Annotated in this window: 13 protein-coding genes and 1 other annotated feature; of the genes, 7 read left to right on the top strand and 6 right to left on the bottom strand. The window is 49.6% G+C overall.

Translation table 11 applies throughout. The features are described from left to right. Nucleotides 1-214: 214 nt before the first annotated feature. The 3 genes from KJS47_RS12630 (at nt 215) to KJS47_RS12620 (ending at nt 2,608) form a co-directional block, all read left to right on the top strand. Complete coding sequence (locus KJS47_RS12630) at nt 215-757, top strand: RNA polymerase sigma factor (RefSeq protein ID WP_249716339.1); 543 nt, start codon at nt 215-217, stop codon at nt 755-757. Then, complete coding sequence (locus KJS47_RS12625) at nt 754-2,076, top strand: WD40/YVTN/BNR-like repeat-containing protein (protein WP_213525401.1); 1,323 nt, start codon at nt 754-756, stop codon at nt 2,074-2,076. The genes KJS47_RS12630 and KJS47_RS12625 overlap by 4 nt, the downstream gene beginning before the upstream one ends. Nucleotides 2,077-2,179: 103 nt before the next feature. Further along, nucleotides 2,180-2,608 carry a GNAT family N-acetyltransferase gene (locus KJS47_RS12620; protein ID WP_213525400.1) on the top strand — a complete coding sequence of 143 codons (429 nt, stop codon included), beginning with the start codon at nt 2,180-2,182 and terminating at the stop codon, nt 2,606-2,608. A gap of 216 nt (nt 2,609-2,824) precedes the next feature. On the opposite strand, the gene asd is transcribed toward KJS47_RS12620, so the two are convergent. Both asd and KJS47_RS12610 read right to left on the bottom strand, forming a co-directional pair. Then, nucleotides 2,825-3,910: an aspartate-semialdehyde dehydrogenase gene (gene asd, locus KJS47_RS12615; RefSeq protein ID WP_213525399.1), complete on the bottom strand. Its 1,086-nt coding sequence runs from the start codon at nt 3,908-3,910 to the stop codon at nt 2,825-2,827. A gap of 139 nt (nt 3,911-4,049) precedes the next feature. After that, nucleotides 4,050-4,316: a binding site (T-box leader), on the bottom strand. A gap of 138 nt (nt 4,317-4,454) precedes the next feature. Beyond that, on the bottom strand, nt 4,455-4,823 hold the full coding sequence (locus KJS47_RS12610; RefSeq protein ID WP_213525398.1) for a winged helix-turn-helix transcriptional regulator: 369 nt from the start codon (nt 4,821-4,823) through the stop codon (nt 4,455-4,457). Between the two features lie 130 nt (nt 4,824-4,953). Here KJS47_RS12610 and KJS47_RS12605 point away from each other — a divergent pair, with 130 nt between their 5' ends. Then, a complete protein-coding gene (locus KJS47_RS12605; protein WP_213525397.1) occupies nt 4,954-5,682 on the top strand; it encodes an NAD(P)-dependent oxidoreductase in 729 nt (242 codons plus the stop codon). A 16-nt stretch (nt 5,683-5,698) separates the two neighbouring features. After that, on the top strand, nt 5,699-6,157 hold the full coding sequence (locus tag KJS47_RS12600; RefSeq protein WP_213525852.1) for a DUF2269 family protein: 459 nt from the start codon (nt 5,699-5,701) through the stop codon (nt 6,155-6,157). A gap of 110 nt (nt 6,158-6,267) precedes the next feature. Here the strand turns inward: KJS47_RS12600 and KJS47_RS12595 are convergent, their stop codons facing one another. Further along, nucleotides 6,268-7,083 (bottom strand): class I SAM-dependent methyltransferase, encoded by an 816-nt coding sequence (locus KJS47_RS12595; RefSeq protein WP_213525396.1) that lies wholly within the window; start codon nt 7,081-7,083, stop codon nt 6,268-6,270. A gap of 311 nt (nt 7,084-7,394) precedes the next feature. Between KJS47_RS12595 and KJS47_RS12590 the strand changes: the two genes are divergently transcribed. Together KJS47_RS12590 and KJS47_RS12585 are read left to right on the top strand one after the other, a co-directional pair. Further along, complete coding sequence (locus tag KJS47_RS12590) at nt 7,395-8,564, top strand: DUF4037 domain-containing protein (protein ID WP_213525395.1); 1,170 nt, start codon at nt 7,395-7,397, stop codon at nt 8,562-8,564. Between the two features lie 103 nt (nt 8,565-8,667). Continuing rightward, a complete protein-coding gene (locus KJS47_RS12585; protein ID WP_213525394.1) occupies nt 8,668-9,051 on the top strand; it encodes a DUF1259 domain-containing protein in 384 nt (127 codons plus the stop codon). 270 nt (nt 9,052-9,321) lie between these two features. On the opposite strand, the gene KJS47_RS12580 is transcribed toward KJS47_RS12585, so the two are convergent. From KJS47_RS12580 to KJS47_RS12570, 3 genes are all read right to left on the bottom strand, one after another. Next, nucleotides 9,322-10,200 (bottom strand): aminoglycoside phosphotransferase family protein, encoded by an 879-nt coding sequence (locus tag KJS47_RS12580; RefSeq protein WP_213525393.1) that lies wholly within the window; start codon nt 10,198-10,200, stop codon nt 9,322-9,324. A 129-nt stretch (nt 10,201-10,329) separates the two neighbouring features. Beyond that, a complete protein-coding gene (locus tag KJS47_RS12575; protein ID WP_213525392.1) occupies nt 10,330-11,571 on the bottom strand; it encodes a DUF418 domain-containing protein in 1,242 nt (413 codons plus the stop codon). 136 nt (nt 11,572-11,707) lie between these two features. Next, nucleotides 11,708-12,307, bottom strand: a complete 600-nt coding sequence (locus KJS47_RS12570) for a TetR/AcrR family transcriptional regulator (protein WP_213525391.1) — start codon at nt 12,305-12,307, stop codon at nt 11,708-11,710. Nucleotides 12,308-12,401: the final 94 nt, after the last annotated feature.

The raw sequence follows: 12,401 nt of genomic DNA, 5'->3' as shown, positions 1-12,401 counted from the left end.
CAGCGGACAATAAGCAAGGACGGCCGCCCCCGCCCTTCCCCAGCCGCCAACAGGCGTTAGGGTCCATTAAGGAACAAATGCGAAGCGATGGCTCCTCCATCGCTTTTTCTGTGTTTGGGCTGTGCAGCACATCCATTGGTCAGAAAATAGAGAACATGCACATCGGGAACTTTGGCAGGGGGAGCACGGTCTGTTTCTGTAGGAGGGGAACTTAGTGGAGGAATACGACTATCTGCGATCCTTGTCATCCGGCATGGATTCCTTCGAACTGGATCGAATGATGCAGGCGTTCGGAAAGGATGTCTGGAACTATGCCTATTTTTTGACACGAGACCGGCATGCCGCGGATGATCTCTCCCAAGAGGTCTTCTTGCGGGCGTTCCGCAGCATTCAGGACTTTCGCGGAGAGTCCACTTTGAAAACATGGCTGCTCAAAATTACCCGTAACCTGTCTTATAATTACCGGCAGTCCGCCTTTCTTCGGCGGGTAACCCTTCTCGACCGGGTAAGGCGCCGGGAAACGGGAGCGTCGGCGGAAACCGAGTTCCTGGATCGAGAGGCGGCCAATGAGATTTGGCGGATCATCTTGGGGTTGTCTCTGCCGTTTCGCGAGGTTCTCCTGCTGGACATCCGGTACGACATGACGATTCAGGAAATGGCCGGGGTGCTGAGGATCTCGGAAGGAACCGTCAAATCCCGTCTGCACCGTGCACGCGCTAAAGTAAACAAAAAACTCGAGGAGGCTGGGAGGCAATGAGGAAACCGGATTGGTACGAACAAGCGGGAAGAGAACCCTTTAAGCGAAATCACTTCGATGGCAGCCTTGCCGACGGTGTCAAACGCCGGATGACAACGAATAAGCAAGCGTCCTCCCGAATCAAGTGGTATGCGGGCGGAGCGGCAGCAGCGGTGCTGGGAACGGCCGTTGTCCTCGCCAGCTTGCTGCCCGAAAGCGGCTCCTCCCCCTCCCCCCTCCCTCCTGGCCAATTGTCTACCTCCAGTCCGATCGCAGAAACACCGTCCTCTCTAATCCGCATGACGGACTCTAACAACGGTTGGTCGTTCGGGGCAGCAAGCGTACGCCGCACCGATGACGCCGGTCAAACATGGACTAGCCGGACGCCTCCGGGTTACGATGCTTCCAGATTTGTACCGTTCGTCTATAACGAGCAAGTCCTTTGGTTTGTGGTCCGCCCTGCCGGCGAGGATACGAACTGGACCGTCTATCGGACGGCCGACGGCGGCCGTTCGTGGAGCGCCGCCGCGCTTCCGACACAGGATAGCTGGACCGTACCTGGGATCAACACGGCTTTCCATCTCTCCTTCCTTGACGAGCAAACCGGATTCTTTGTCTTCGGCTCGGATCCGGCGGGCGGCCCGGTAAAGACCGCCTTCTACCAGACGACCGACGGCGGGCAGACCTGGAAGTACGCGAGCAAAATCGCACCCGACGGCACGCTTGCTTCGACCCCTTCCGGGATGTCGTTTTCTGACCGGCTGTACGGATTCATCACCTTCTTTAACTCCACCGACTCCTTGCCCGAGATCTACGAGACGTCAACCGGCGGCGCCTCTTGGAAGCGATTGGCACTGGAGCTCCCTCCTGAGCTAAAGGACTCTGTGTTCGTCGCCGACCTTTCTCCGCTGTTTTGGGGAAAGGCGCGAAAGGAAGGCGTGCTGTCGATCGCCTACCGAACAAAGTCGAACGAAAAAGCAGGCGTCGCCTGGTTCACGACGGAAAACGGCGGTGCGGTCTGGCATGCTGTTCGCAACCAAGCGGAGGCGCCTACCGTCCTATCGAAAGACGGGAGCGCGCCCCAAGGGTTTTCTCCGCGTACCGCTTCCGATCGGACTCATTATTGGATGATCGATGCGGAAGCGGGAGCTTTGTATGGAACGTCAAACGGCGGAAGCGATTGGCAAATGCTCTATACGTCTCCCCAATTCCGCAACGCCTACGAATTAACGTTTACGGACAGCCGGACCGGCTGGGTCCGTGGCGACGGCTTTCTTCTGCGGACCGAAGACGGCGGCAGATCTTGGAAAGAGTTTGCTGCCGATCCTGCGGTTCCTTGACGACTCATTCATTGCAGCTCCTGACCTATAGGGGAACAGGAGGAATTTCCTTGCTGTCATGGAATAGATAGTCGAACCAATACTTAGAATTGTGGAGGCTGCCATGGCTGTTGACATGACTATTTCTTTTGGGAATAAAGAAGAGAGCCAGTATATCAGGAGAAGATTGATTGAATTTAACGCCATGCATGTTCCAGATCCCCTAAGCTCCCGTTATGAAGAAATTAATTTGGCCATCAAGGATGAGGATGGCCGGATTGTTGGCGGAATACTAGCCGTTCTCTGCTGGGATTGGATTGAAGTCGATATTCTATGGATAGAGGAATCATTGAGAGGAATGGGTTACGGTTCACGACTGTTAACCCAGGTTGAGGAAATCGCCAAAGAAAAAGGCTGTACCTTTATCAAGCTGAATACCTTCAGTTTTCAAGCGCCTGATTTTTACCGGAAAAACGGGTATACGGAAGTGGCGGTCTTGGAAGAAGCCCCCTTAGGGAGTAAGCATTATTATTTCAAAAAAGCAGTAGGATAAGGCTCAGCTTTCCAATGAAAGGCCATTCAAACCTTGCGCCGAAAATATGTGTGTAGGCTTCGGGCTATGGCAATGAGGAGTCTTAAAGCTGAGTTGATACCACAAAAAAATGGCGTGGCAAATTGGTTGTAATTTTTCACGCCATTTTAAAGGTTGTTATAAAATTAGCACCTCTGAAGCAAATCCGTTATTATGCACAGAGGGGTTTGCTCGCCATTACTTGGCTTGAATATAACCTTCCGCTTTCAGCAACTCGGCAATGAGGACAGCGCCTCCGGCCGCTCCACGCAAGGTGTTGTGCGACAAGCCGATGAATTTGTAGTCGTACAGGGTATCCTCGCGAAGCCGTCCGACGGATACGCCCATGCCGTTCTCAATGTTGCGGTCGAGCTTCGTCTGCGGGCGGTCGTTTTCTTCGAAATACGTTATGAATTGTTTCGGCGCGTTCGGCAATCCGAGCTCCTGTGGACGACCTCTGTACTGCTGCCAGGACTCCATGATTTGCTCCTTTGTCGGCTTGTTGTCGAACGCGACGAAGATCGTCGCGAGGTGGCCGTCCGTCACGGGGACACGAATGCATTGCGACGTAATGACCGGTTCGCTTGCCTTGACGATTTCGCCATTTTTCACACGGCCCCAAATACGTAACGGCTCCTGCTCGCTTTTCTCTTCCTCGCCGCCGATGTAAGGGATGACATTATCAAGCATTTCCGGCCAGTCTGTAAAGTTCTTGCCGGCTCCGGAGATGGCCTGATAGGTAGAGACAACGACCTTTGCAGGCTTAAACGCTTGAAGGACGTGAAGCGCCGGTACGTAGCTCTGAATCGAGCAGTTCGGCTTGACCGCAATAAATCCGGTCGAAGTGCCGAGCCGCTTGCGCTGAGTCGCGATCACTTCAAGATGATCGGGGTTGATCTCAGGAATGACCATCGGTACGTCCGGAGTCCAACGATGCGCCGAGTTGTTGGATACAACCGGCGTGCCCGTCTTCGCATAGGCTTCCTCCAAAGCTTTGATCTCCTCTTTCTTCATTTCTACAGCGCAGAAGACGAAATCGACGTTTGAAGCAACCTCTTCCACCTTCGACGCGTCCTGCACAACGATGTGCTTCACCTGCTCGGGAATCGGACTCGACATTTTCCATCGATTGCGCACGGCTTCTTCGTATGTCTTACCTGCCGATCCGGGACTGGCCGCGATGGCCGTCACTTCAAACCAAGGGTGATTGTCGAGCAGCTGCACGAATCGCTGACCGACCATCCCCGTTCCTCCAACAATACCTGCTCTAAGTTTTTTTGCCATATTTCTCTAAGCTCCTTATCATAATGATAGATGAATGCCAGCTTGTTCCTGCTGATTCAGGGCTTTTTGCTATGTTCTACCTTACTCGGCTTGACCCCGTCTTCGGACAAACAAAAAAATCCCACCCCCAAGACTTAGTCTCAGGGACGAGATTCAATTTCCCGTGGTACCACCCAGATTCGCCGATTTGTCACCAAATTGGCCTCTTCGAGTACGTCATTGCGGCCATGCACAATGGTTATACTCTAGCTCTGTAACAGGAGCGCCTGGCACACCATCCCCCGCTTCGGGTTCCGATGTGCTGCTCAGAGGCTTTTTTCAACAAAGAACGCTTTGCTCCTTCCCAGCAGACGGAGCTCTCTGTGAAAGCATTGCATATGTTTACTCGTCTCTTCATTGCATTTGAATATTACCTTTTAATTTACCCAAAAATCTCGATCTAGGCAATCTATTCTTTTCAATGCCGTTTAGTTGAAGCCGATAACATTTAGCGATTGAGCTAATCGGAGTATGAATAGCAAGCATGGCTATGAATTTAGCAGTCCTACACCGGATTGGTGGTTATGGCTGGCAAAGGCCTTAAGCTGAGCTCATTATGGTTTTCGCCCCACTCGCACATGACTTCCAAAACCGGGATCAGCGTCTTTCCATATTCACTGAGCGAATATTCCACTTTAGGAGGTACCGAAGGAAAAATCGTACGTGTCACAAGCCTGTCGTTTTCCAATTCCCGAAGATGCTGCGCCAGCATCTTCTGGGTTACTTCGGGAATCAGCTTCTCCAACTCGCTGAACCTCTTGGTGGCATCCAGCAAATGCCATAAGATCAAAGGCTTCCATTTGCCGCCTACTACTTGAAGCATGGTCTCGATAGGGCATTTCCTTTCCACCCCAGCCTCCGCGCGGACAAACATGCTATCCCTCCTGCCTATGCTTACTTTAAAGTAAGTACCCTACATGAAAGTGGGTTCTTAACAAGATTTTAGAGCGATGCTAAGCTTGAGTCAATTCGAGGCGTTACCCATTTAGAAGGAGGAAAGGTCGATGAACATCATTGTTTTTGGAGCTACAGGAAATACGGGAAGAAGAGTGCTCACGCAAGGGGTTAAGATGGGACACGAAATGACCGCATTTGTGCGAAATCCCGAGAAGCTTTATGAACAGCAAGGCGAGCATCTGGCACAGCATGTGAACGTGATCGTGCGGGATATGATGGACCCGGTAAGCGTCTACGAGGCACTCTCGAAACAAGATGCAGCTATTCTTGCAGCCGGCCATACAGGCCAGGGAGAAGAGTTCGTTCGGATCGTCGATAACATTGTAAGCCAATGTGAACGTCAGTCCAGCTTCTCTGGGCGGGTATGGGTAATGGGAGGTGCCGGCCTGCTGGATATTCCATATACCGATCTCATTGGTAACGATTTACCCGGCTTTCCACCCGAGTATCAAAATCATAACCGGAATCTGGAACGGCTGCGGCAGACTCAGCTCGATTGGTCCGCTATGTGCCCGGGAACGATGGTGGATTCGATTGAGCATCCGGCGCCGGTTCGTTTGCATGTGACAACGGAAACCTTGCCCGTGTCCATTCCGGAAACGATAAAGGAGCTTTCCGAGGCCGAGATTGCCGGTTACTTGTTCAGCCGGCTTCAAGAGCTGGATGTCGCTTATGAGGATGTTGCGAATTGCATGCTGAACCATATCGAGCTTGCAGGGCCGTTTACAAGGAAACGGGTCGGTTTCGCCTACCGAAGCGATATTCCGGTGTATTGAGGAAGGGAAGGAGAGGATCAGTTTGTTAGGATTGCTTCTCGTTTTTCATATATTGGCTACGATTGCCGTAATCGGCACCGCTTTCGTGGTCCCCGTCATCCGGAGATCCGCCAGAACCGCCAGTCAACTGCGCTTTGCTTTCCGTATAACGACCAAGCTTGCCATCCTTCCGAAAATTGGCGGAGCCGTACTTCTTGTTACCGGTATTTGGCTTATGTTCATAACTAAGATGGGGTTATCCCAAATGTGGCTGAATCTATCCATCCTTTTATCGCTGCTCATGGTCGTGACGATCGGCGGATTGATCGAACCACGGATGAAAACGATCATGCAGATCGTATCAGAAAGCAAAAGCCAAGGGGATGAAGTTCCTGCCGAGTTCACCCAGGCGATGAAAAAGATTGTGCCGCTTGAGTCAACAGCCCAACTGCTGATGATTGCCATAACCGTACTTATGGTCGTGAAGCCATTTTAAAGAGCTTATGCCATCTCGACTACCGGCCCCCTAGAGGACGGTTTTTTTATGCTTCATCAGGTCGTCCGACTCATCCCGGATGAGCCGGACGACCTTGCTCGAATTCGGAACTATAATTTTCTTGCTTTGATTACAAAAGTTACAGGAAGCATACTAGCTTTTTTTGCAAAATCGTTGTTCCGCGCTTGCATTAGTTCCTCATCCGATTCCTCAACAAGCTGCTCAATGACGAATCCCGCTTTTGCCAATGCATTCACATAGGTGGATAGCTTACGATCCGATAACGATAGCGTACTCTCGCCGAGAGATACTGAATACCACGACTCATCGAAATAATTCTTCTTAAAAACAAGTTTATTATTCTCTTCTGCTGCAACACATTTATGTATAGGGTGAGACCAACTGAAGATAAAGAAGCCGTCTTTTTTAAGGTAACAAGCAATCCGGCCAAACGTACGCTCAAGGTCGGTTGTCCAACCTATGGCATAAATCGAATAAACAAAGTCAAAATAATCTTCTGGCAGGCCACATTCTTCTTCCATGGGAGAACAGATTAAATTTGCCGAAAGACCGCGATCCGTCAGAAGCTGCCTTGTCTTTTCGATTTGGTTTTCTGATAGATCTATCCCCCATAGTTCAAGTGCTTTACGTTCCCCCAGATATTGCAAGGATTGACCGCTTCCACAGCCTATCTCCAGCATCTTTTTCCCTGAGACATCGCCAAAAAGCTGGCATTTTTCTTCTGTGACAAATGCTCCATAACGCGGAAGTGAGGTTGCGCCTAAAAGATCATTTCCTGTTGTATCCCAAAATAAGCTGTTTGTTTTATGAATAACGCTCTTCTCCATGTCGACTGAGATGGCGACACCAGCCTCACCCGCACCTATAATGTTTGTTCTATAAACGGAATCGGAATTCTTAACCATGCAGACACCCTCCCCAAATCCTTATGATATGAGCCTAAACGTATATCCCCATTTTCGCTTATCCCAATAACACAGATCAAATACGAACATCTGCTCTATTAACAATAACGTTTTTCTATGAGGAAATCCACCTAAATTATTCCAGATTTTAAGCTATTTTGCAGGATTGCTATCGTTGTACGAGAATACTTCAAGTGAGGAAAAGAACAAAATCCTATAAATAAGGAGACCATTCGATATTTGGAAACACACGGGGGACCGAGGATCTTGCAGGGTTTTCCTGATGGATAGGAAAGAAATGGAGTGGTGTTATGGTCTTTATGCATGGAATAGAACTATGCAAGAAGTTTCATTTTGAGTTTGTTGAACCGCTGCTTTCCATCCATTTCCCGAACTTATCTTATTCATCGGCGCTGATTGGTCCGGGAAGCGAAGTGCTTGGATACGACACCGAGATGTCAACGGATCACGATTGGGGCCCGCGGGTTGTTATTTTTCTTCAGGCCGGCGACCTGGAATTGGTAAATGAGATTCGCCAAGCTCTGCAAACCAATCGTCCTGAGCATTTTTATGGATATCCCGTAGATTTGAATCAAACTGTCATCACTTCATTAGCTCCGTTTCTTGAATCCAAACTCTCATTCGATTTCACTAAGAGTCCTGAACCGCTGGTCTGGCTTGCTTTTCCATCGCAGAGTTTGGCTGAAATCGTTGGTGGAGAGGTCTTTCGTGACGATCTTGGGCATCTGACGACCATCCGCAAGCAGCTGAAGTATTATCCACATGATATATGGTTATATCTGATGGCTTCTGTTTGGAATAGGATCGGACAAGAAGAACATTTGGTTCTGCGCGCTGGGTATGTGGGAGATGAATTTGGGTCTTCTATCATTGGATCAAGACTTGTAAGGGATATGATGAATCTCTGTTTCCTGATGGAACGTCAATATGCGCCCTATCCCAAATGGTTTGGAACTGATTTTAAGAAGCTGGACTGCGCGGATGAGCTGCTGCCGATGCTGATGCAGGCTCAGTCGGCCGTAACATGGAAAACGCGTGAGAACGCCTTATGTGAAGCTTATGAGGGCTTAGCACGCATGCATAATCGGTTGGGTATTTCCGAATGGATGAATGAACTGGTTTCTCCTTTTTTTGACCGACCGTATAAGGTCATTCAAGGAGGCACATTTGCAGATGCAATCGCAAGACAGATTACCGACCCCATTATTCGCAAGTTATCCCAGATACGTCTTATTGGCGGAATTGATCAAATAACCGATAACACCGATTTCCGGCTAATCAGTCAATGGGTCACAGGTGAACAGTCGACCGAGAGAAGCATCATTCGTATGCTTTATAACAAGATTCCGGAAGAGTTGTATGGCGGAGAAGTCGGCGCTAAAGAGATCCCGCGAGTTTTGGCGGCCGTGAAGCATTTTCTTCCCGTGCTTCCCTTATCATACTATCTTTACCCATTGTGATTTCGGTCGAAAAATTATGTGCTTTTGGTCTGCCATAGGAGGCCAGTCCACTTGCATTTTGTTGAATACCATATGGTATTCGATAAGATGGGAGGACTAATAAATGGCCGTTACTAAATCTCTTTGTCTTCGCCTTGCCAAGATACTTGGCGGGACGGGGCAGCACCAAAATGACGAATGCTCAATCACGGTAAAACGCAATCTCAATGCCAAGATACTTGGAAAAAAATACGATACCGAGCATGAGATCGTGATTCAGTCCTTAAAGAACGGGAAATCCCTTAACACTGGCGAAATTACTTTGTTGCAGCGGGAGGTTCAACAATTCCTCAAAGAAGCAGTTAAAGTAGGGTTAAAAGTATCGGCGGTTCACAACCATTGGCTGTTCGATTCCCCTCGCCTCATGTATGTACATGTAGAGTCGGTGGAGAACCCGATTGTTTTTGCCGAAAAATTGGCATCCATTCTTAAACGATTAAAACCGTGAAGCATCCTATCGCTTAATAGAGAGCATTAGCCTAACAAGGAGTTCGGTAAAGTCTATCTATCCACAATGAGGCCATCTTCCATAAGATGGCCTTTAAATTTGCCGTTTCGGATAGCACAGAGAACCTTACCGAAAGGAGAAAAACACTTGTTTAGGGCCAGCCCCTCTTTATTCACGCCGATAGACCATTAAGCTGACCACGCCTATCGGAGAGCCGCGGATCCTTTTGGAAGAGACGGCTTCTAGCTTGGGCATCGGAGGCTCGCGGGCTTACAACTGTTGGTAATCCCGGATGATGGTTTCCATCGCATGCTTGCCCCAGGTCGAAGCTACCGAGCCCTTCTCATTCCCGGCGTAAGTGATGAGTGCTTTCCATAGGGCCCAGCCGCGTGCCCGATTAACGGTATTCTCATCAAAATTCATGAGCTTCAGGAATAGTTGGCGGTTTGCGTCGTCAAAAAAGTTCCAGGCCATCACAAGGTCACTTGAAGGATCGCCCACCCCCATCGTCCCGAAATCAATGACGCCGCACAGCCGTCCATCCTTCACAAGCAGATTGCCGACTGCAACGTCACCATGCAGCCATACCGGCGCCGATTGGTATCTTGTCGCCAGGGAAATCTCCCATATTTCCGTTAGCAGCTTTTGATCGTATGGGCCGGAAAGAGTTTCGATGGCAGACCTTGTTTCCCCATCGTAAACCGCAAGGTTTCCCCCTCGATGAAAGTTTTGGACGCCTGCCGGTATGCCGCGGCTCGCGTCGATCGCCTCCAGCTCTTTCAAAAACCTCGCGAGGTCTTCGGCAAATTCGCTAGGATTGCGTATGTTGTCTTGCCTGACTGTGTCGCCGTCAATCCACCGGTTGATCGACCAGGGAAGAGGATATTCGTCCGTCGGTTCTCCTTTTGCAACGGGAACCGGTATAGGCAGAGACAGAAGAGGCTTGAAAATAGGAAGCCACGTCAACTCTTTCTCAACAGCCGAGGCGTATCTTTCATGACTCGGTAGACGAACGGTCATCTCGCTGCCCAGCCGATAGGTGCGGTTATCGTGGCCGCTTTTTTCTACGGGCTTTAGTTCTAGACTCATCCATTGTGGGAATTGGCTATCGATTAAGCGGCGTACCAGATCAACCGTAATCTCAATCATTTCCTCACTTCTTTCTGAACATGTTTATTGTTGGATTCCTTAAATCATAGCCTTTCCCCAAGACCATCTCAAAGCGCAAATCGAATATAAACAAACTTGCCGCTACAAAACTTCGTGACGTTCCCAACCTTAGCCTTTTCGGTAAAACCGTCCGTAGGATAATTTCCGGAGCAGGACTTCCGCCCACCCCCGCTTCCCGTGCCGATCCATAAAATAGGCCAGTATTACGCTAATGAGCCAAGTGATGGCAGCGGTTCCGGCCGCAACAAAGGTCAAGCGCTCGAATCGTGCTCCTAAATTCAGAGCGAACGGCGATAGGATGACCACCCATATGAGCGATTGAAACAGATAACCGCTTAACGATCGCTGCCCAAGCGCCGTAATGGCGCGTACGATCCGGATTTGAGTCCATACCGGGGATTGGGCTGCTGCATATGCGAGCAATCCGAACACGGACACATAGCCCACCCCTCCGAAGAATCCGGTCGTTTCGTAAAGCATTTTGATCATCGATGCGGTATCCGCATCCGCGTGAAGAACACCAAGATTCACTAGCCCCATCGGTAAACCGCCAATTGCAGCCGCTAAGATCCCGATCGCGGAACACCAGCTCAGCTTCCGAAGATGGTTTGCGGGGTTCTCCAATATCCGCTGTCTTGCACACCAGGCACCGAACCAGATAATGATAATAGAGGAGGACATAAATACCGTATGCATCGGCCATTCTCTCAGCCTTTCTACAAGGGAAGCGGCGTAAGTCAGCGACAAGTTCGAGGGAAATGGGCTTGTGACAATGACAGCGGTCTCTGTAGACCCGTTGGCGAGATTAGCGGCAATCCATACGAACAAGACCAGGCAATAGACGATCATGAATCCCAAATACCAGAAGACCAATCGATAGATGCGATCACTGCGATTCAGCAGCAGGAAGGTGAACAGCAGCCCTGCCACGCCGTATGCGCCGAGGATGTCGCCTGAATAGAGCAATACGCCATGTAACAAGCCGCAGACGAGAAGCCAGCCATTTCGGCGCAGCAATAACCCTCGCACTTCAAGCGGGCTTTTTCCCGCTGCCTGTTGACGCATGGCAAGTTGAATCATTCCATATCCGAACATGAAGGCGAACATGGGGTAGGTCCTTGCATGGAGAAACATAAACGAGAGGACATTGTAGATTCGCTCCGATCCCTGCGGGGCTAGCTCGACACCCGGAGCGGAGGCAAAGAGATATCCAGCACAATTGGCCAATGCAATAAACAGCAGCATAGCACCTCTCGCCAAATCCGGCGCCATCGCCCTATCCGATATTTGGACTGGCCCTGAATCCGAACTTTTTGCAAGTGACGATTCATCGGACGGTTCTTTCGTCATGGCTTCATCTCCTTAAAATAATTTATTTAATACTATATTGGATGAATTAATATTCATTCAATAATAGTGGGAAAAAAGCTAGCCGGCTCATCCCACCGGATTTGTAATTCCGGACGCATACACTGGTTTTCACCGGCTAGTGCGAACCCTCGATCAAGTAAGCGGTCAGCATGTCCGCACTTGGGCATACAAATCGATCTCTTAACGAGAGTTTCATTATGGCTAACCCCTGTATCATCGAGAAAAACAACAGGGTCATTTGAAACGGATCGCCGAGGCGTATGTCCCCCATTGACTGTCCCTTTTGAATCAGATTCGCCATTCGTTCGAATAATCCGGAATTGTACGCTTCCGCCATTCCTGGGTCCAAATCACCCATCAGCAAGGAGTGAGCAATTAACACCAGATACTGCGCAGATTCATCACTCCTATTCATTTCGTGCATCATAGCGCCGGATAATTGTTTAAAAATGCTGGACGGGCGCTCATCTGCATCCAGCAATATTTCTATCGTCTTCATCTCGTGGATGGCCGTATTGACTAAATCGCGGAATAGATCCTCCTTCGATTTATAATGCCGATACATCAATCCTGTACTGATGCCGGCTAAGGTGGCTATTTCTTGGACGCTTGTCTCCCTCAAGCCCTTGTGAGAGAACAATTGCAAACCAGCAGAACGGATTTTGGTTTTCGTGATGGAACGTAATCGCCCGTATTGCTCTTGTGTTCGCGGCATCTTATCACCAGCCTTTTTTAAATGAATGATAATTCATTATATGTTGCCGATGATCGATTTGCAATCATTCCTTGATCTTCTTAGGTCAGAACGG

The sequence above is a fragment of the Paenibacillus sp. J31TS4 genome, assembly GCF_018403265.1.
In the GTDB taxonomy this organism is placed as follows: domain Bacteria; phylum Bacillota; class Bacilli; order Paenibacillales; family NBRC-103111; genus J31TS4.
This window is presented reverse-complemented; position numbering and strand designations above follow the sequence as displayed.

Coding starts and splice junctions, on each gene's coding strand:
- KJS47_RS12595 (WP_213525396.1), bottom strand. CDS start 7,083: ATGGTTAAGAATTCCGATTCCGTTTATAGAACAAACATTATAGGTGCG.
- KJS47_RS12605 (WP_213525397.1), top strand. CDS start 4,954: ATGAACATCATTGTTTTTGGAGCTACAGGAAATACGGGAAGAAGAGTG.
- asd (WP_213525399.1), bottom strand. CDS start 3,910: ATGGCAAAAAAACTTAGAGCAGGTATTGTTGGAGGAACGGGGATGGTC.
- KJS47_RS12590 (WP_213525395.1), top strand. CDS start 7,395: ATGGTCTTTATGCATGGAATAGAACTATGCAAGAAGTTTCATTTTGAG.
- KJS47_RS12575 (WP_213525392.1), bottom strand. CDS start 11,571: ATGACGAAAGAACCGTCCGATGAATCGTCACTTGCAAAAAGTTCGGAT.
- KJS47_RS12585 (WP_213525394.1), top strand. CDS start 8,668: ATGGCCGTTACTAAATCTCTTTGTCTTCGCCTTGCCAAGATACTTGGC.
- KJS47_RS12610 (WP_213525398.1), bottom strand. CDS start 4,823: ATGTTTGTCCGCGCGGAGGCTGGGGTGGAAAGGAAATGCCCTATCGAG.
- KJS47_RS12580 (WP_213525393.1), bottom strand. CDS start 10,200: ATGATTGAGATTACGGTTGATCTGGTACGCCGCTTAATCGATAGCCAA.
- KJS47_RS12570 (WP_213525391.1), bottom strand. CDS start 12,307: ATGCCGCGAACACAAGAGCAATACGGGCGATTACGTTCCATCACGAAA.
- KJS47_RS12620 (WP_213525400.1), top strand. CDS start 2,180: ATGGCTGTTGACATGACTATTTCTTTTGGGAATAAAGAAGAGAGCCAG.
- KJS47_RS12625 (WP_213525401.1), top strand. CDS start 754: ATGAGGAAACCGGATTGGTACGAACAAGCGGGAAGAGAACCCTTTAAG.